The sequence below is a fragment of the Pseudoalteromonas peptidolytica genome (genome assembly GCF_012641745.1).
Taxonomy (GTDB): domain Bacteria; phylum Pseudomonadota; class Gammaproteobacteria; order Enterobacterales; family Alteromonadaceae; genus Pseudoalteromonas; species Pseudoalteromonas peptidolytica.
Map to the genome: position 1 here is coordinate 1 of NZ_WEHZ01000013.1, position 18,793 is coordinate 18,793.

15 protein-coding genes are annotated in these 18,793 nt (G+C 41.0%); 2 read left to right on the plus strand and 13 right to left on the minus strand.

Annotation, left to right across the window (positions count from 1 at the left end):
* Nucleotides 1–171 precede the first annotated feature (171 nt).
* The 3 genes from F9Y84_RS10195 to F9Y84_RS10205 all read right to left on the minus strand — a co-directional run bounded on the left by F9Y84_RS10195 (nucleotide 172) and on the right by F9Y84_RS10205 (nucleotide 3,002).
* Complete coding sequence (locus tag F9Y84_RS10195) at nucleotides 172–672, minus strand: DUF4240 domain-containing protein (protein ID WP_125252903.1); 501 nt, start codon at nucleotides 670–672, stop codon at nucleotides 172–174.
* A 111-nt stretch (nucleotides 673–783) separates the two neighbouring features.
* A complete protein-coding gene (gene ilvN, locus F9Y84_RS10200; protein ID WP_125252904.1) occupies nucleotides 784–1,281 on the minus strand; it encodes an acetolactate synthase small subunit in 498 nt (165 codons plus the stop codon).
* The gene (locus tag F9Y84_RS10205; RefSeq protein ID WP_147389821.1) at nucleotides 1,281–3,002 is read right to left on the minus strand and encodes an acetolactate synthase 3 large subunit; all 1,722 of its coding nucleotides are present in this window, start codon (nucleotides 3,000–3,002) and stop codon (nucleotides 1,281–1,283) included. Before F9Y84_RS10205 ends, ilvN begins: the two co-directional genes overlap by 1 nt.
* A 368-nt stretch (nucleotides 3,003–3,370) precedes the next feature.
* On the opposite strand from F9Y84_RS10205, the gene F9Y84_RS10210 reads away from it, so the two are divergent.
* Nucleotides 3,371–6,352: an immune inhibitor A domain-containing protein gene (locus F9Y84_RS10210; RefSeq protein WP_147389823.1), complete on the plus strand. Its 2,982-nt coding sequence runs from the start codon at nucleotides 3,371–3,373 to the stop codon at nucleotides 6,350–6,352.
* Nucleotides 6,353–6,473: 121 nt separating this feature from the next.
* On the opposite strand, the gene F9Y84_RS10215 is transcribed toward F9Y84_RS10210, so the two are convergent.
* The 6 genes from F9Y84_RS10215 to F9Y84_RS10240 form a co-directional block, all read right to left on the minus strand.
* Entirely contained in the window at nucleotides 6,474–7,481 is a 1,008-nt protein-coding gene (locus F9Y84_RS10215; protein WP_128731546.1) for an isocitrate dehydrogenase, read from the minus strand.
* Nucleotides 7,482–7,677: 196 nt separating this feature from the next.
* Entirely contained in the window at nucleotides 7,678–9,369 is a 1,692-nt protein-coding gene (locus F9Y84_RS10220) for a hypothetical protein (RefSeq protein WP_147389826.1), read from the minus strand.
* Between the two features lie 5 nt (nucleotides 9,370–9,374).
* On the minus strand, nucleotides 9,375–9,758 hold the full coding sequence (locus tag F9Y84_RS10225; protein ID WP_125252909.1) for a DUF3192 domain-containing protein: 384 nt from the start codon (nucleotides 9,756–9,758) through the stop codon (nucleotides 9,375–9,377).
* 574 nt (nucleotides 9,759–10,332) lie between these two features.
* A complete protein-coding gene (xni, locus tag F9Y84_RS10230; protein WP_128731544.1) occupies nucleotides 10,333–11,103 on the minus strand; it encodes a flap endonuclease Xni in 771 nt (256 codons plus the stop codon).
* 5 nt (nucleotides 11,104–11,108) lie between these two features.
* On the minus strand, nucleotides 11,109–12,452 hold the full coding sequence (ppnN, locus tag F9Y84_RS10235; RefSeq protein WP_147389828.1) for a nucleotide 5'-monophosphate nucleosidase PpnN: 1,344 nt from the start codon (nucleotides 12,450–12,452) through the stop codon (nucleotides 11,109–11,111).
* A 104-nt stretch (nucleotides 12,453–12,556) separates the two neighbouring features.
* Nucleotides 12,557–14,089 (minus strand): GGDEF domain-containing protein, encoded by a 1,533-nt coding sequence (locus tag F9Y84_RS10240; RefSeq protein WP_125252912.1) that lies wholly within the window; start codon nucleotides 14,087–14,089, stop codon nucleotides 12,557–12,559.
* 176 nt (nucleotides 14,090–14,265) lie between these two features.
* On the opposite strand from F9Y84_RS10240, the gene F9Y84_RS10245 reads away from it, so the two are divergent.
* A complete protein-coding gene (locus F9Y84_RS10245) occupies nucleotides 14,266–16,044 on the plus strand; it encodes a M61 family metallopeptidase (protein ID WP_147389830.1) in 1,779 nt (592 codons plus the stop codon).
* Between the two features lie 72 nt (nucleotides 16,045–16,116).
* Here F9Y84_RS10245 and F9Y84_RS10250 read toward each other — a convergent pair whose 3' ends face one another.
* The 4 genes from F9Y84_RS10250 to F9Y84_RS10265 form a co-directional block, all read right to left on the minus strand.
* Nucleotides 16,117–16,665 carry a YkvA family protein gene (locus tag F9Y84_RS10250; RefSeq protein WP_147389832.1) on the minus strand — a complete coding sequence of 183 codons (549 nt, stop codon included), beginning with the start codon at nucleotides 16,663–16,665 and terminating at the stop codon, nucleotides 16,117–16,119.
* A 184-nt stretch (nucleotides 16,666–16,849) separates the two neighbouring features.
* Complete coding sequence (locus tag F9Y84_RS10255) at nucleotides 16,850–17,611, minus strand: glycosyltransferase family 25 protein (RefSeq protein ID WP_147389834.1); 762 nt, start codon at nucleotides 17,609–17,611, stop codon at nucleotides 16,850–16,852.
* Between the two features lie 182 nt (nucleotides 17,612–17,793).
* Nucleotides 17,794–18,294: a hypothetical protein gene (locus F9Y84_RS10260; protein ID WP_147389836.1), complete on the minus strand. Its 501-nt coding sequence runs from the start codon at nucleotides 18,292–18,294 to the stop codon at nucleotides 17,794–17,796.
* 88 nt (nucleotides 18,295–18,382) lie between these two features.
* Nucleotides 18,383–18,658, minus strand: a complete 276-nt coding sequence (locus F9Y84_RS10265; RefSeq protein ID WP_147389838.1) for a hypothetical protein — start codon at nucleotides 18,656–18,658, stop codon at nucleotides 18,383–18,385.
* Nucleotides 18,659–18,793: the final 135 nt, after the last annotated feature.

Here is an 18,793-nt window from a genome sequence, read left to right on the forward strand (position 1 = left end):
TGGATTGTTAGTATGTAACATGAGAGTTACTCCTTAGTTGTTTTGAACAAAGATTCGACACCTTTATCAAAACGGGTAACTCTCAATTTTTCAAATCGAAATGTCAGATCTTGTCTGAACTAATTCAATTTAAAATCGATAAAAATTAATCAAACGCGGTTTCTTAGCTGTTTAACCGAGCCAATATCGGTTAAACAGCTGAGGAAGTTCAGCTTTAAGTAATTTGGGCTTATTCTTAAACTTTTTGCCCTGCGGGGGAAAGTTCACCACACTATGATAAGGCAGTTCTTCTTGGCTTTTCTCTTCATATAGTAGTCCAGCCACGAGATCTAACTCATCGATAAATGGGTAAGGTAAGTCATCCTTAGTTGCAATAGCAAATTTATTAGCAAGCTCATCAGGCTCTGTTATAAGAATACTTATCGCTTCAGACCCGCGACTAATGATCCAGTTACAAAAATCTAAAAAATCGTATTCGCTATTACAGCCAGCAATTACATAGGCAACTTTCCAATTATCCCAATGCCACAAAGCCCTGAGTTCTTTTGTATATATACCATCAAACTGCGCAAGTTCCTCGCAGCTAAGCGCTGATAAACGTGTTTTTAAATAGTCACAATCTTGTGTATTATTAGGGGCGGTAACTAGCTCCCAGAAGCGGTCAAGTTCCATGTGTTTCATCTAAAGCATACAAAGCGGCGATTATAGCCAGTAACCTGCGCTGAGTAAACGAACGCAGGCGTCGAGTTTTCATATACACCAGCCTACGTCACTTGAATATGGCTAGCCTTTCAGTGCCTTATCACCGCGACCAATACCAACGGCACCTGAACGTACCAATTCGATAATATCGCTTTCGTGGCGCAGTAAATCTAGGAAGGATTCAAGACGCTCAGCAGAGCTTACCATCTGCAATAAGTAACTCTGCTTGCCCATGTCTATAATACTGGCTTGAAAAACCTCAGCAACGCGGTTGATAGCAGCCCGAGTTACCTCGTCTCTGGCGTATACTTTTACTAATAATAACTCTCTTTCGATATGCTGCATATCCGTTAGGTCAATCACCTTGAGCACATCCACCAGTTTATTAACTTGTTTTGTAATTTGCTCAACAATACGGTCATCACCTTGAGTAGTGATAGTAATACGTGACAACGTTTTATCTGCGGTGGTGCCTACAGTCAAGCTATCTATGTTGTATGCACGCTGAGAAAACAATCCCACAATACGAGAAAGCGCGCCAGGCTCGTTCTCTAATAAAATCGATAGTATTCTTCTCATTATGCTTTTACTCCTTTTTTTAACCACATCTCGTCTATTGCACCTTGCTTGATTTGCATCGGATATACATGCTCAGACTCATCGACCAAAATATCTAAAAATACGAGCCTATCTTTAATTGACATAGCTTTTTCTAGCGCAGAATCAAGCTGCTCAGGTGTGTCTACTCTAATGCCAATATGCCCATAACTCTCGGCGAGCGCGACAAAATCTGGAAGCGATTCCATATACGAGCTCGCATGACGCCCTTCATACATCATGTCTTGCCACTGACGCACCATGCCAAGCGATCGATTGTTGAGCGAAATGACTTTAACTGCCAGACCATACTGCAAGCAGGTAGATAGCTCTTGAATATTCATTTGGATGGAACCGTCTCCGGTCACGCACAACACTTCACTGTTCGGAAATGCCATTTTAACGCCCATTGCAGCAGGTAGTCCGAACCCCATTGTGCCCAAGCCCCCTGAGTTAATCCATTGCCGTGGTGCTTTAAAAGGATAGTACTGAGCTGCAAACATTTGGTGCTGACCTACATCAGAGCAAACATAAGCCTCTCCGTGCGTTAATTGATAAAGTTTTTCGATAACGGTTTGCGGTTTTATTTTGTCTACACCAGGAGTGAAAGCCAAACAATTTTGCGAGCGCCAGTTGGTGATACATTGCCACCAGTCTTCTTGAGCAGCTCTATCTATTCGTTTTTCGCATTTTTCAATCCCCCTTAAAAGTTGATCCATAACTGTGTCCAAGCAGCCTACAACCGGTATATGTGCCACAATAGTCTTGGAAATAGACGTTGGATCAACATCAACATGGACAATCTTTGCATTGGGGCAGAATTTTTTGACGTTATTGGTCACTCTATCGTCAAATCGCGCACCAAGTGCCAAAATAACGTCTGCGTTCGCCATCGCTTTATTTGCTTCTAAACTACCGTGCATACCCAACATACCAATAAAATTTGGGTGTTCGCCGCTTATCCCGCCAAGACCCATTAAAGTATTTGTGATTGGTGCATTGAGTTTTTCAACCAGCTCGGTCAGTTTTTCAGAAGTATTAGAAAGTATAATACCGCCACCAGAATATATAACTAGGCGTTTTGCTTCTATGATTGCTTCTACGGCTTTTCGGATCTGTTTGGAATGCCCCTTTACACTCGGATTATATGTGCGCATATCAATATCTTGAGGCATAACAAAATCAAAACTCAAAGCAGGATTCAAAATGTCCTTTGGAAGCTCAACAACTACTGGCCCGGGTCTTCCTGAACTTGCTAAATAGAATGCTTTTGCCAACACTTCTGGAATATCAATGGCATTCCGACAGTTGAAACTATGTTTAACGATAGGGCGTGAACAACCAACAATGTCTGTTTCCTGAAAGGCATCGTCGCCAATGAGATTTGATGGAACTTGCCCTGACAATACCACCATTGGGATTGAGTCCATATAAGCTGTGGCAATACCGGTAATGCAGTTTGTTGCCCCAGGACCACTAGTGGCTAACACTACGCCAACTTCACCTGTGGCTCTTGCATAGCCATCTGCCATATGTGTAGCAGCCTGCTCATGTCTCACTAGTATATGTTCAATTTCAGATTGCTGAAAAAGTGCATCGTAAAGATCCAATACTGAACCGCCAGGGTAACCAAATATGTATTTAACCTTTAATGCGCTCAACGCTTTAACTACCAACTCTGAGCCGTTATATTGCTCTGCCATTACCTCATTCCTCGTCGATTGTGCTACCTGATACTAATTCTTTTAAACAAAAAAAGCCCCGCTGATTGCGGGGCTTGTATATTTCTTTCAACTAATAGCTCCCCGCTGAACTCTAAGAAGAGACCAGTACCACCACGAGAACGATTACTTGAAAAAAGTGTGTCATTGAATAAGCCTTAATTAATAAATTAACTTCAGCCTACACATGATTAGATATAAATTCTACCTTTCTACCTTTCAATTGTTGAAATATTACATTTCAATTTAAAATTTATCTTCATTTGAATTTTTTATTTATATGGCTCTTTCTCTGAACAAATTCGTACAACTGCTAAACTTAACACTCTAACTCGCTTTGGAGTATTGGAATGAATATTTTCAATTTAGGCATGCTGTGCGCAATGCTACTGGTATCCACAGCCGCACCTGCGCAAGTTTTGTATCGAGATCAAGTGATTTACTGGCAGGAAAAGAAACTTGGACGAGCACTTAGTGACTATGAGCGTGGCGTGGTTTTATCCGAGTACATCAAAGGCAAGCCTATCACTCAAGATATAAAGACTCCCTATGCTATAAAAAGTGCATTGGGAGGCATAAGCAAACTTAGCAAGCAATATAATACACCTGCGACGACACAGGTGCTCAATGAAGCTAAAGTGCTCGCTATTTTGGTTGACTTCCCTGACTTACCTTATAATCAAAACCGACTAAATCCGAACGACACAGACATGTACTACGCAAGTTACCCCGTGTCGCACTACCAAGGGCTTTTATATTCAAATAATGGCTACTCAGGCCCCAATGGTGAAGCTCTGCAATCTGCAACACAATACTATCAAGCGGTATCAGGAGGTAGCTTTAAGATAGTGGGTAATGCTTTTGGTTGGGTCAGCGCAGATCAGAATGCCGCCTATTATGGTAGGCAAGAGGGCAATACTCGCGATTTAAGACCCGAAGAACTTGTCTTTGAAGCTGTAACAAAAGCAGTATCTGAATTTAATATTGATTTATCTGAATACGACAAAACCGATCTCAATGATATTGATGGTGACGGCAACAGACTGGAACCTGACGGGGTAGTAGACCATGTGATGTTATTCCACTCAAGCATTGGTCAAGAAGCGGGCGGAGGGGTACTAGATGGTGATGCAATTTGGTCTCACCGCTTTTTCGTCTTCGATGAAAACAATCAACCTAAATCAATCCCTAACACAAGCTATAAGATTTATAACTACACAATCAATCCAATAGACGCAGCCATCGGTGTAGTTGTTCATGAGTTTGGTCATGATTTAGGATTACCAGACGAGTATGACTTAAACTCCAACGACATCGGCGAGCCTGTCGCACTATGGTCGGTCATGTCTTCAGGTAGCTACTTAGGGCAATTAAGTGGTTCACAGCCAACCCAGTTTTCCCCCAAAAGTTTGGAGTTTTTACAACAAAATTACGCAGGTAATTGGATTGCGCAATCAGAATATACACTTGATGATATAAATACTGAGCAAACAATCTCACTGACGGATATTGGTGTAAATGAAAGCACCACAAACCAAATTAAGATCACTTTACCTGCTGAGTTAGAGCCATTTATTGCACCACTTGATGGCAATTATCACTACTATTCAGGTCAAGGTGATAAGTTGAATAATAGTGCCAGCTTCGCCCTTACATTACCAAATGCGGCTGACATTTCGTTAACCATGTTGGCAGACTATAGCATTGAACTAAATTATGATGTTTTCCAAGTTACTATAAACGGACAACCAATCTCAGGTAACACGACCAAAGCAACACATCCAAATTATGCAGGGATCACTAATTACATGGATGGTGAATCATCTGCATTTGGGTCAAATCCCATCACCTTATCTTTCGATCTCTCGTCATATAAAGGCCAAACCGTCACTATTGGGTTATTATACCGGACTGACGCATTTGAAACCCTCAAAGGTGTATTGATAGACAACATCCAAATTATCGCGGACGGTGCACAGGTATACCTTAACACAGCAGAGTCAACAAACGAGCTGCAATACAGTGGCTTTCGAAAAATATCGAGATATAGAGCAACACAAAGTAACGCATACTACGCTCACCTGCGCTCATTTAGGGGAATTGATTCGGGACTTTCGTTGACCGGTTACAACTCTGGGGTATTGTTATGGTATAGCAATAATAACGAAAGCAACAACTCCACATCATTACATCCAGGCTCTGGTGATATGTTAGTGGTTGATCAGGATCAAAACCCAATATACAAAAGCGACGGTGCTTCACTTGCCACCAGTGTCATACAAGTTAAAGATGCAACGCTTAGGTTAGATGAACAAAAGCCTGGGCTTGGCGATCAAAATCTCGCAGCTATCAGCATATTTAATGATACTCAAGATTACTCGTTTACCCAACAGAAAGAGTCTGGTGTTGTTTTACCAGCATTTGGAGTTCAAGTACTGCTAAAATCGATATCAGAGGACGCCAGTAGCGCAGAAGTAAGTCTGGTTTATACTAACGACCCTCAAATTGCGCAAGCACAATCACAAAACACCGTAACTTTTAGTGTAAAAGGGCTTGCGCTAAATGAGTCAGACACTTTTAGTTGGAACTTTGGCGATGGCCAAACAAGTAATGCGCTCTCGCCAACCCATAGCTATCAAAATACCGGGAGCTACTCTGTTTTATTCACAAGAACAAAGATTGACGGTTCAAGCTCTTCATTAAATACAATCGCTAACGTTGGTAATGTCGTCGTATTACCACTTAGTATCAACCAAATTGCCGCTACAGCTAATGGAGAGAGGATCCTCTTTAATGCTGACATCAATGGCGGAAAGCCTCCTTATCAACTTCAATGGAATTTTGGAGATAATCAAACCGCAGCTGTAAATCCGATTGAACACAGCTTTGAGTTCAGTGGCAACTACACTGTCACACTCAATGTAACAGATGCCGATGGAGCCACTGTTAGTAGTACAAAAAGTGTAGATGTTATTGTGCCTTTACAAGTAGATGCAACAGCAACAATCTCTAATTTACAAGCTAACTTTAACGCTAGCGCTAGTGGGGGGGACGGCAACTACCAAGCACAGTGGCAATTTGGTGATGGTATGCAAGGCGTGGGGTTATCAACAACGCATAGTTATGACCAAGCAGGGACATATAGTGTGTTGTTAACGTTATCGGATGGTTTAGGCCAAAGCGTCAATGCAAACGTTGACGTCGTAGTCACAGCACCAATAACACAACCTGACACGATAGACAACACTAATGAAAGTTCATCTGGTGGTGCTATGGGATGGTTGCTCTTGCTAATTGCAATAGTAATGGGACTAAAAAGAAAGCAAAGTTAAGGTAGCATTATAGCTAACATAGATTATTGATAGGGAGATATTCTCCCTATCAATGGCAGCGCTTAAATAATCCGAAGTCAGCTCTAGATTTTTAAACTTCGTCTATATAAGCTAATTTATACTACAGGCGCTCAATAACAGCTTGAGTAAAGTCAGTTGTACCGTGGCTACCGCCTAAGTCACGAGTAGTACGATCGCCGCTCTTAATCACATCAGCAACTGCACTGCGGATTCTTTCCGCTTTTTCTGCTTCACCAAGATATTCAAGCATTTGAATTGACGCCAAAATAACTGAAGTTGGGTTAGCTAAGTTTTTACCTGCGATATCTGGTGCGCTACCATGTACTGCTTCAAAAATAGCGGCATCGCTACCAATATTCGCACCAGGAGCCATACCAAGGCCACCAACAAGACCCGCACAAAGGTCAGATAAAATGTCACCAAATAGGTTTGTCGTCACAATTACATCAAACTCTTCTGGTGTCATCACCAACTTCATACATGTTGCGTCAACAATCATTTCTGCTGACTCAATTTCAGGGTAACGCTCACCAACTTCACGAGCCACTTTAAGGAAAAGGCCTGATGTAGACTTTAGGATATTCGCTTTGTGAACTGCAGTGACTTTTTTACGACCTTCACGCTTTGCTAGCTCGTAAGCAAAAGTCACTATCTTTTCAGCGCCTTCACGCGTGATTTTAGACATTGCTTCTGCTTCGCTACCATCTTCTGATACTACTTGGCCAAGACCAGAGTACATACCTTGTGTATTTTCACGAACAGTAATGATGTCAATATCATCGTAACGCGCTTTAGTCCCTTCAAAAGACTTAACTGGGCGAACGTTTGCGTAAAGACCAAACTGCTTACGTAATGTTACGTTGATAGAAGTAAAACCTTCGCCAACAGGTGTTGTAAGTGGACCCTTTAGCGTAATTTTATTACGCTCGATTGCCTCTAACGTTGCAGCAGGAAGTAATTCACCTGTTTTTTCTAAAGCAGCCAAACCTGCGTCTACGTATTCGTATTCATAGTCGCAACCTACGGCTTTTAAGATCTCGATAGCTGAATCGATGATGCTAGGGCCAATGCCGTCGCCACGGATAACTGTGATGGTTTGCTGTGCCATGTTTTTTCCTTTATCAAAAGTTGTGATACACCTGAAAAGAATTACAGACTAAGTCTAGTAGAAATTAACAACGGTGTACGTTCGCTTGTTTAAGCCGCGTTTTATAGCAATTAATTAGGTCTTATTCCAGTATGGAATGTAAAAACCACATACATAAGATTTATGCTTGTTATTGATATTATTTATAGAATAAATATCACTCAATAGCTGAGTAAAAACCAACCTCAAGTAGTGCTGCATTAAAATTCTGTGCATTTGCAAAGTGGCTATCGGACAGTATTTGATCAATCAATTGTTTTTGCCACGCCGTAGGAACAAAATTAGGAGAGATAACACTTAACACTGCTAGTTTGATAAAAGTAAAAAGCTTGCATTGCGTATTTGCTTGGGATTTCTTGAGTGTTTCACTGTCTAGCATCGCCTTATGTAGGATGCTTTTATCAAAATAATAATGATTAAATTCAACAAATTTGTCTTGTGCCAACGCTCTAACGCCAAATAAATTGGCCACTGATATCTGCGCTTCTGAGAAATCCCGGGTATGTAATGCAGTGGTATGTTGGATCTCTACGCCTTGCTTCAGCACCAAAAATGCAATGACTGCGGCAAAAGGAGAGAGTAAACGCTCAAATTCTTCACCATAACTATCACCTACGTACAAAGCGATAACTTGACTTATCACTCCATACTTATGAAGTACATCATCGGTGAAAGGCGTTTTGTGACGGGCAATGATTTGTTCTAACAATACTCGCTGTGCTAATAAACCGGCAGCATCTAGACCCACCATCGCCAGTGAATGTCGTACCGAAGCGGCTTTTAGATTTTCTCGATTATACTGTTTTGCCGCAACTTGTAACGCTAGAGAAACTGACTCGAATTCACATACCAGCTTTTCTAATGACCGAATGCTTTGAAATTGACTAAAAGAAAGAGCCTTTACCGCCTCTAGCAAATGCGTGTTATCAACACCAAAAGAGGTGGGCTCTGGTGCTTGTGCTCTGTCCCAAATATTGTATAGCAGTTTAGCATCTGAGCTAAACGTAACCCCACAGCGAAAATCAAACGCTCGGCTGGCTTTGGCAAGCTTTTTAGCTTGTCCATTATCAATAATAGCGATGACTTTCTCTTTGTTACATTGAACGACTAAAAGTCCTAGCTCTTTGTTTATGTCACATAATAATCCTGCTGGATGTTTTACCATTGCGTCGGACATTGCGGATAGTACTTTAAGTGCGTAGTGATAGGAAAGCCGAGAATAAAGTAGCTTTATCGCCTTATCGAGTGGAAAGGCTGGCTGTTGCTTTGTTGGCGTGATTAAACTAGCTAGTCGATGCGCTAATGCCACTATCAAAGAAGCATGATCATTAAAACGCTGTGGCGCTTTTGAGATGAGCTTGCTGTCATAGCTTGAAAGTCGCGATAAGACACGAAGACACTGTAGGTCTGGTGTTTTCCCATCACTGAGGATCTGGACTGCCACTTGGTGCCTAACTTTCCAGAGCTTATCTTGCTGAGGATTCAATGGTTTCCCACAAGCTAATTGATCACTTTCTCGCGCCACACATAAATAATCGGCAAAACTGGCAAGTAATAGTTCCTCAGTGATTGCTCTTGAATAGCGCAAACTGTGACAAGCCATACAAATTAGCACATTTTGATTAATTACAAGGTTAGTGTTGTAGCCTAAGTTTTGAGAATATAATCCAAGCTGAGCGTGCATGCTACTAGGTGAATGTTCATAGCAGTCCATATATAGTTGTGCCAGCTTTACCAGAGTAGGGTATATCGACGACCAACGCTCCTTTTGGTAGTAAAGCCGTAATACTTTATGCGTTCCTTGTGTCAAAGCAAATAGCGTTTTACTTGTTACGATCCTAGATTCCATTAACTCTACACTTTATCAAAGGTCACTCTGGCACCTGGGCCCCAAAGCGTCAAAACACCATTTTCAAACAGTAAACCGGTACATTCATCTTCGGTGGTGATACCATCAGGTTTAACCAGCTGAGTCCGATAAAAAACAATTTGCACGACGGTGTTATCTGCTCTTTTCTTCACATAGGTTAAATCAGGACTACCGAGTGTATCCAACACAACATCAATATTCACGGGTTGTTCTAGACTTAAATTCCCGATAAAGCGATTATTAAAAGCCTCTCTGTCTTGCCATATCATTGCCTGAGGATCATCTTTGTAGTAGTTAATAACAAGAAAGACCACAGAAACGTATACCGCAAGGCCTAGAAATATGTACTGTAAAATCTTTCTAATCATCTAACTGCTCAATAAAAATGTATAATCACCAACATACGCTACGTACAGAGATTAAGATATTAACATGCCGTTTCGTCTTAACAGATAATCTGCTCAGTACAGACTAACTAAACAACATGATGTTCGGATAATTTATGCCTTTCTAGCAGCCAGTTTCCACGCTAACTGCGTTGAATTCATTTCCAATAGCCAGCTACTGGCGCTTAAATTCTTCTTGCCTACAACATGTAGGAGCCTTAGCGAGAGCAGGACGCGGAAGCGATGTTTCGCAAAAACTCTCTCACTAGACAAGTGAAAAAACAAAACTGTGCTTTAGCAACAATGAGTTAGAATATTCTTTATCCAAATTTCAGGTTAAACAATAATAAATGCAAGGTTTTCTTTAAAAACAATAATTTATAAAGAAAAACATCTTAATCTTTAGCTAATATATCAAAGGTCTTAAGAAATACCTAACGCTTGAGAAAGAATGCAAAACGACACAGTGATGTAGCAATATTTTGCACGCTGGCCTTTGCTCAAAATGGCTCCTTTACGCCACCTAGCTGCACAATTTATATTTCTATTTATATTACTATCCAACTCTAATATCTTTAAGACTAAACCCTATCTCGATATCTTTTCTTAACGTGACCAATGCCAGACTAGTAATATAGTTTTCAACACCTGCTTCAAGCTTGGCTTTAACAGCGGGCTTTATCTCATCATCTATAAGCATATCATCAAGACGACTGTGCTTTGCTAATAGCTCCTGCGCTGTTTTCACACCAACCCCAGTCACTCCAGGAATATTATTGGTTTTGTCACCACTCAACGCCCAGAAGATTTCAAGCTTGTTTTGTGTAACTGAAAATCGGCTTTTAATGTCTTCAAGAGAGATTGTTGACTTTTTAAAGTAATCATAAATAGCAATTTCCTCACTAATTAAGGGGAGGAAGCCTTTATCTGTGGAAACAATAATCGCGGAGACATTTGCTTTTGCCGCCTTCGTTGCTAATGTAGCGATAATGTCGTCGGCTTCATCATGTACCGGATTGAAACACTTAATACCTGTATTAGTAAATGCAGTGGCGAATCTGTCGAGATTGCTGCTTAGCGACTCGGGCATGGGCTGTCGGTTTTCTTTATATTTTGAGTAAAAGTGATAGCGCCAGCTTTTGTCGCCATCAAATACAGCCACGGCATGGGTCGCGGCTGATTTCTTAAGCAAGCTTCTTGCGGCTTGCTCTACCCTTTGACAACAGGCTGTAATGTGCGCCTGTTGATGTTCGCTGTGCTTTGGTTCGTTAACAGCATAAATGCGCCTAATCAAGTTAAGCGCATCAATTAACAACAAATTTTTCATTCAATTTAAGCTTTAATTTTATAACAAGGTATATACTTGCTTCCCGGCAATTTCATTCGCCCTTGAACAACAAACGCCCCCAGCAGTTTATCCATATCGGCCATAAGAGACTTATCTCCAGTTAACTCATAAGGTCCATGTTGCTTGATTGCAGTTATCCCTTCATCTTTAACATTACCCGCAACAATACCAGAAAATGCACGCCGCAAATTAGCGGCAAGCTGCTGTTTTGGCTGTGCTAGATGCAGGTCTAGCGCGGACATATTTTCATGTGTTGGCGCAAAAGGGTGCTGAAAGTCATTCTCAATTTTAAGCGTCCAGTTGAAATAGTACGCATCACCTTGTGATTTACGATATTCGCGAACGGTTACCATCGATGCTTTAAGCTTTTTAGCCACTAGCTCCGGATCATCTACAATAATCTCAAACTTAGACAATGCTTCCTTACCCAAGGTTTTTTCAACAAACGTGCTAAGTTCCTCAAAGTAGGCAGCTGACTCTTTTGGACCTGTTAATATAACCGGAAGACACTGCTTCTCATTATCAGGGTGCAGTAAGATCCCAAGCAGGTACAGTAGCTCCTCTGCGGTTCCAGCACCACCAGGAAAAATGATAATGCCATGTGCAACGCGGACAAAAGCTTCAAGGCGTTTCTCGATATCCGGCAAAATAACTAATTCATTCACTATCGGGTTAGGAGGCTCTGCTGCAATGATGCTCGGCTCTGTTAGGCCAAGATAACGATTACTTGAGACACGCTGTTTAGCATGACCAATCGTTGCACCTTTCATTGGTCCTTTCATCGCACCAGGCCCACAACCGGTACAAATATTTAACCCGCGAAGCCCCAACTGATAGCCGACCTCTTTGGTGTATTTATACTCAACTTCATTGATGGAATGGCCTCCCCAGCACACAATCAAATTAGGATCTTTGTTCACCTCTAACGCATCTGCGTTTCTGAGCATATCGAACACCATGTGTGTGATTTCAACCGGGGTTTTATTTTCACCATGATATTTTTGACAGATGAACAGAATGTCCCTGATTACTGAAAAGATATGTTCATGAATGCCAGTAATAATCTTGCCATCAACAAAAGCTGACTCTGGAGGGTTATTCAGCGCAATTTTGATACCACGTTCTCGAGCAAGCAGTTGAATATCAAAATCTTCATATTTATCATAAATTTCAGAGCTAGAGTCAGTATGACTGCCAACGTTAAGTACAGCTAATGCACAGTTTCTAAAAAGCCTATATCTTTCACTGGTGGTAGACTGCTGTAGCAAGTCAACTTCTAATTTTGATAATAAGTTAAGAACCCCTGTTGGGTTTAGCTCTATTTGCATAGGCTTACTCCTTTTTGTTGTGCGAATAGGGTAGTGCCAACTTCTTACAAATTATCCATATTTAATCGCACCACCATTTCCTTTCAACAGCCCAAAGATTTGTGTTATTTGAAGCACAATCTATCACGGCCACTATTTTTCGCGTCATATAGTGCAGCATCAGCTCTATCGAAGGCACTCAAAGTCGTGTCTCCTTTTTTAAACTGTGTTGCACCGAGAGAAATTGTAATTTCAACTTGCTTTTCTTTGAATTTAAACGGAATAGATTTTACAACTTGCCTTACCTTTTCTAGCGGTTTTTGTGCCTGGCTAACGGGCATTCCAGGCATCAATAAGACAAATTCCTCACCACCATAACGAGCAATAAAATCGCTTTTACGGATCGATTTTTTCAAGGCTCTGGCTATCACTTGCAAGGTTTTATCGCCAGCACTATGTCCATATTTGTCATTGATAGATTTAAAATGATCAACATCAATCACAACGAGCGTAACTTCGGTGTCATTGACTTCAAACAAGTGCATTTCATGGGTCAAACGCTCATCAAATGCAGCGCGGTTCGGCAACTTAGTAAGGCTATCGAGTAAACTTTTAAATTTTTGCTCACTCAGCCGCTTTTGATAACTCGACACTTTCGCTTCGAGCATATTAATACGATTATTAATTGCATCGAATGAATCAAGAAGTGCATCTCGCTCATTTTTTTCCAGCTTTTCTCTAGCTATTAAATCTGCGCTTAATAACTTGAGCTCATTATCAACTAGCGCCTTTAGTGCAGTAATAGAACTTGCATTTTGAGTTTGCTCATTGAGATTTTGAATTTTTAGCTCAATCTTACTGTTCAAAGACTTTAATTCTTGTGATGCTGATTTAGATCGGGCTGTTGTTTCAACAATAGAACGATGCAACTCTTCTAAAGTCTGATTTAATGAAACTAAAAAGCCCTGCGCAGATTGCCGCTCTCGAGCAATGGTCTGAGCAATAATTCTAATTATTTCGGTTGCTGCGCTGTATAGATTATCTAGGGTGTCATCCTGAGCGACTCCCTCTCTGATCTCTTTTACTTTGTCGACAGCATCGTCTTCAAAAATAAGTTCGTTGATTAGCGCTTGCAACTCTGCCGCGAGTTGAGGCTGACTGCTCCCTGCGGCAACATCATTGACTTCTGTTTTTGCCTGTAACACAGTTTGATAAATTGAGACCAAGGTCTCTAGTGCTGGAAGATATGCGTTCGTAGAACTGATGTCCTGTAATTCAACGTCTAATAAGTGTCTCAGTTTTCGGCGTGACTCATTTGGTACACCTTTGAGCTTTTGCAAGAGTTTACCACTGTGGCGGATTGAAGCTTGTAACGCCTTTTGATTCGTAGAGTTTATGGCTTCCTGCGCTTTTAATGGTTCCGATATACCGTCAATAAAGGGAGCAAGCTGTTCAAAATCAACACCTTTATTGAGTGCGATACGAAACTTAGCTAGCTGATTGTCCAGAGAAACATCCTGCCCCTTACAGGCGAGAGAAAGCTTTGCAGCAAACTGAGTTAATAGCTCTACTTGTTGTTTTCTTGCGTCCTCAAGCGTCTTTCTTGCTTCAATGGCTTGTTTTAACTTTTGCTCGAGCATTACGGCGTTATCAGTCACAGATTTCCAGTTATGATTTGATCTCTTAGATACTTAGTCTACAACAAATTTAGCCAATATGCGCATAAATTTATGGCTGTAACATGTCCGACTTTGCTGTTCACTCGTCGATATTACTTCGCCTAGAAGGTCTTGATTTGATAGATTAATCGTATTCATAACTGACATTTAATACGATGAAAAAAAGCCTAATAGCACTTGCTTGTATTACCGCACTACACGCTCACGCCGACGTCAACTATCAAGTCACCATCACGCAGCCGCAGCATCACTTAGCTGATGTCGAAGTGACATTCCCGCATTCAACACAAACTAGTATAGATGTGCAGCTTCCGGACTGGCGCACTGGGCGTTATGAGATATTGAATTTGGCAAACGGCATTCGTTTCTTCGCCGCAGAAGGACACGATGGAAAGGCTCTCAAGTGGGAGAAGATGGATAAAAACACGTGGCGAGTGCATCTATCTGAGCCGACAGAACTGAAATTACAATACCAAGTATATGCAAATGAACTCGGTCTTCGGGCGAGACATATTGATGACACCCATGCGTTTATTGATGCCTCCGGGTTCCTTATGTTTAGCGAGTCTTTTAGAGCAGAACCCATAAAAATAGACTTAGACGTACCAATGGAGTGGCGTTCAGTCTCTGGCATGAACTTTGCGGATTCCAAACACAGCTTTAAAGCTGATAATTATGACATTTTACTTGATTCTCCGATTGAAACCGGCATTAACCAATTACATAAGTTCCAAGTAGATGGTCGTCAGTACGAATTGGTAATTTGGGGGGAGGGGAATTACGACGTTGATCTGATGCTGACAGATCTGAAAAAACTGGTCAAAACCGGCACTCTCATATGGCATGACTACCCTTATGAGCGCTACGTATTTATGGTTCATGCAACGAGTGGCGCTCGTGGTGCCACGGAGCACCTAAATTCGACCATTATACAAAGGCACAGAGATAGTTTTAAAGACCGTGATGATTATATCGGCTTTATTTCAACCGCAGCACACGAATTTATTCACACTTGGAATGTTAAAAATTACCGTCCTGCTGGTATGGTTCCGTATGATTATGTTGCTCCAAATTATACTGATCTGTTGTGGTTAGCTGAAGGTTCGACAAGCTATTTTGAAGACTATTTGCTACTTAGCGCAGGAATAACCACTAATGATGAATATCTCAACATGCTTACCAAGCGCGTTAACCGTCATCTTGACACCCCGGGGCGTCAGGTGCAATCTGTTGCCGCAAGCAGCTTTGATAAATGGATAAATCAAGGTGGCGATCATGGTAGTAACTATAGCACCAACATCTATTCAGAGGGGGCATTAGTCTCGATGGCGCTGGACATCGACCTACTTGAGAAATCAAATGGAAAAATAAGTTACCGTGACGTACACAGCCAGCTATATAAACAACATAAATTACCTAATAGCTTTACAAGTGAAGACGTCAAACGCATTTTAAAACAATTGACTGGACGAGATTATCACGCTTGGTGGGCAAACCATGTGGATAAACCAGCGAACATAGACTTTAATGCGTTATTCGACAAAGTGGGATTAGAATATAAGCATCCCAAATCAGCAAGCGTGGTAGCTAACCTTGAAGGAAAAGCAAAACAACAAGGTGAACTTCTGAAGCTGCTTCATGTAGCTAGAGATGGTAACGCTTGGCGAGCTGGGCTTACTGCTGGAGATCTAATCGTTGCCTTTGATAAGCATCACGTAAGGGATAGTTTATCGGCAAGCTTAGCGCACTTTGTGCCTGGACAAACGGTGAAAGTTGATTTTATTCGTAGGGATAAACTAATGACTACAGAGCTGACACTAAACCGCGATTACGACAAGCCTAAAAAAATCACCTTCACTGAAACGCCATCAGCACAACAAGCCATGCTATACAAAGCTTGGATGGGCGTCGCACACCCTAATGAGAAAAAATAGCTAAAAGCAAAAAGGGCTGATAGTTATCAGCCCTTTATAATTTCTACCTCAGTAAAAAATACTAGGCTTCTACTACATGATGCGAGAGAAGAATCGAGAGCGATTCTTTGAACGACCTCTACGCATAGAAGAACGGATCTGAGAACGAGTGCCAGCTAACCAACTTTCACGGTCAACCTTTGCAGCATCGCCCCGTCTTGCTTCCTCCGTTGCACGGAATCCACAAAACTCACGATACGCTTTTAAATCAAGAGATAATTCTTGTAGCACAAGTTCAATCATAATTGCATCGTCAACATAACCTAATACCGGAATATGGTCTGGCACCATATCTTCAGGTTCGCTGAAGTAGGCTAGCGACGCCATAATCTCACGTTTTTCATCTTCAGGCATTTGCCATTCTTCATCCAATACAGCGTCAATTAACGTCTGTAATGAAATAAGACGAGTACTCACAAACTCGGGAAGGTTAGATTTTTCCATCGTTGCGACTAAATCGCGTGCTTTTGAAATAATTTCAGCATCACTTACATCACCACTTTTTTCAATTGCGGCTTTCATCATTCCACGGAAGTGTTCAAGATCTGAATCAGAGAGTTCAAAGTTGATTTCTATAGACACGTCTGTGCTCCCTCAACGTTGTTATTATTAACGGTTTAAGCAAAAAGTTAAACTTATTGCAATAATCTTAGATACTAGCACATCTCACTCAGATGTCTTCTCAAAAGTTACACTTTTAATACTTATTTTTTCCATATTATGACCTTTGTATAAAAGCTATACCGTGAGTTTTGGAGTCAATAAATTAAAAATACGGTTGATACTGTTTTTGTATTAACTTTCGGTTGGACTTATTGTTAAAAAACTTATTAATTTGAAGTCGCTGTTTTAGCCAAAAGTTACCTTTTTCGTTACGACTTAAAAACTCACGGCCTACTGTACTGTCAAATATTTCGCCATGGTTAACGGGGCAAGGAAAGGCTAATAAAACACTCACTTGCTTTTCCCAAAAGTGTTGATAGTCAATATCAATTGGTCTGCCAAATGGGCGTGCATGCGCAAGTATTTTTTTAGCCCCTCCAAAACTAATAATTTGTGCAACGGTTCCAGCGGGGACTTTATTGGGGATCACCAAAGAAAGATCGCTGTCGATTTGATGAGTAGCAAAGGCTGTCCGACGATTTTTTTGCGACTGATACAACTTGATCATATCCCAATCAAAAGGCAAAGCTAATACTTTGCTATCGATTTCTCTTAAGTCAGCCTGTAATTGAAAGTCATCCTCAAACACGAAAGCATAAGGAAGCTGCCTAGCGACAATTTCTTCCAGCACTTTAAGGTGGCTCATGTAACAACCTATTTCACCTACGGTAAGCGCACGGTAATACTGGCGAGCATTTTTTTCCCTACTGTAATGAGTTTCCAGCTCTTGATTGCTTATTGAAGCACCATCTACGGCGCTGATCCGCTCAAAAGAGAGGTTAAATTTATCAAATTGACGAGCGGACTCTTTTAAACGGTCTTTACTAGAATCTAAATTGATGAGAAAGATATTCAAGTCTGTCATGTGTAAGCTGATAGTGTTTGATTGACTTACACAAAGTGTGCTGCGCTTGTATGACAACACAATGACAGACTGGCTTAAACTAGCGAGCGATAAGGCCTATATCACATCAAAATATCAACGTATTAGGTACAATGAAAGCCCCAACCAGGTATCAACATAAAAATTGGGGGTTATTACAGAAATTATTTGTCGCTTATTTCTAAACTCACAACCCATGGGGACCGCTTATCTAGACCTTTACCCAAAGCAATACTTATCGCACTTGTTGTTGATGCTGAGGTGATGTCGGTATGTAAAACTTCACCATTCTCTTGAGAAGATACCATCCAATTGCTACCCAGGCACTGTGTCACCATGCTTTGCGCATATTGATGAATTTTAACTGCACTTTGGTAGTCCTCAAACTGTTCTTGGCAAGTATATATTGTCTTTCCTTTACTGCTTTCGATTATCTGACAAGAGTTACCAACGAGATGTGCCTTGGCTTGCCATGTCTTAATTAGTTTTGCGCCTACCTGTACGCCTTTTAACACTGAAAACCTACTTGAAGAAGCGTCAACTAGCGTCGTGAGTTTTTCACAGCTCGACATATCGTTAACTTTTGCCTGTTGATCTGGTGAAAGCGTTGAACAACCCGTTGTTAGCACACCAAGTAACAATAAAGCCAATGTTTTTATTTTCATCTTTAAATCCATGCTTTTTACCATAACAGTTTTAACCGTAGACGATTAAAATACTACCGTATAATTGTAAAGTCACGAAAAGTGTAGTTCAGTTAAACTGAGTGGGTGTTGATCTATATTCGATTATCTTACATGAATTACCAACGAGGTGTGACTTAACATCCCCATTCCATGCCTTAACTAGTTCTGCGCCCACTTGCAAACCTTTTAATACTGAAAGCCTACCTGAAGAGAGGTCAACTAGCGCAGTGTACTTTTCACAGATCGACATACCGTTCACTGTAGCCTGTTGATCTGCCGAAAGTGTTGAACAACCAGTAGTTAGCACACCTAATAACAATAAAGCCAATGTTTTTATTTTCATCTTCAAATCCATGCTTTTTACCGTAGCAGCTTTAACCCTAAACCCTAGACTATTAAAATACCAGCGCATAATTGTAAAGTTACGAAAAGTGTAGGGCAGTTAAACTGAGCAAGTGTTGCCCTATATTACAATCAT

Bases quoted from the DNA above. Each gene is read 5' to 3' on its own strand.
- F9Y84_RS10195 (WP_125252903.1), bottom strand. From the start codon at position 672: ATGGAACTTGACCGCTTCTGGGAGCTAGTTACCGCCCCTAATAATACA.
- ilvN (WP_125252904.1), bottom strand. From the start codon at position 1,281: ATGAGAAGAATACTATCGATTTTATTAGAGAACGAGCCTGGCGCGCTT.
- F9Y84_RS10205 (WP_147389821.1), bottom strand. From the start codon at position 3,002: ATGGCAGAGCAATATAACGGCTCAGAGTTGGTAGTTAAAGCGTTGAGC.
- F9Y84_RS10210 (WP_147389823.1), top strand. From the start codon at position 3,371: ATGAATATTTTCAATTTAGGCATGCTGTGCGCAATGCTACTGGTATCC.
- F9Y84_RS10215 (WP_128731546.1), bottom strand. From the start codon at position 7,481: ATGGCACAGCAAACCATCACAGTTATCCGTGGCGACGGCATTGGCCCT.
- F9Y84_RS10220 (WP_147389826.1), bottom strand. From the start codon at position 9,369: ATGGAATCTAGGATCGTAACAAGTAAAACGCTATTTGCTTTGACACAA.
- F9Y84_RS10225 (WP_125252909.1), bottom strand. From the start codon at position 9,758: ATGATTAGAAAGATTTTACAGTACATATTTCTAGGCCTTGCGGTATAC.
- xni (WP_128731544.1), bottom strand. From the start codon at position 11,103: ATGAAAAATTTGTTGTTAATTGATGCGCTTAACTTGATTAGGCGCATT.
- ppnN (WP_147389828.1), bottom strand. From the start codon at position 12,452: ATGCAAATAGAGCTAAACCCAACAGGGGTTCTTAACTTATTATCAAAA.
- F9Y84_RS10245 (WP_147389830.1), top strand. From the start codon at position 14,266: ATGAAAAAAAGCCTAATAGCACTTGCTTGTATTACCGCACTACACGCT.
- F9Y84_RS10255 (WP_147389834.1), bottom strand. From the start codon at position 17,611: ATGACAGACTTGAATATCTTTCTCATCAATTTAGATTCTAGTAAAGAC.
- F9Y84_RS10260 (WP_147389836.1), bottom strand. From the start codon at position 18,294: ATGAAAATAAAAACATTGGCTTTATTGTTACTTGGTGTGCTAACAACG.
- F9Y84_RS10265 (WP_147389838.1), bottom strand. From the start codon at position 18,658: ATGAAAATAAAAACATTGGCTTTATTGTTATTAGGTGTGCTAACTACT.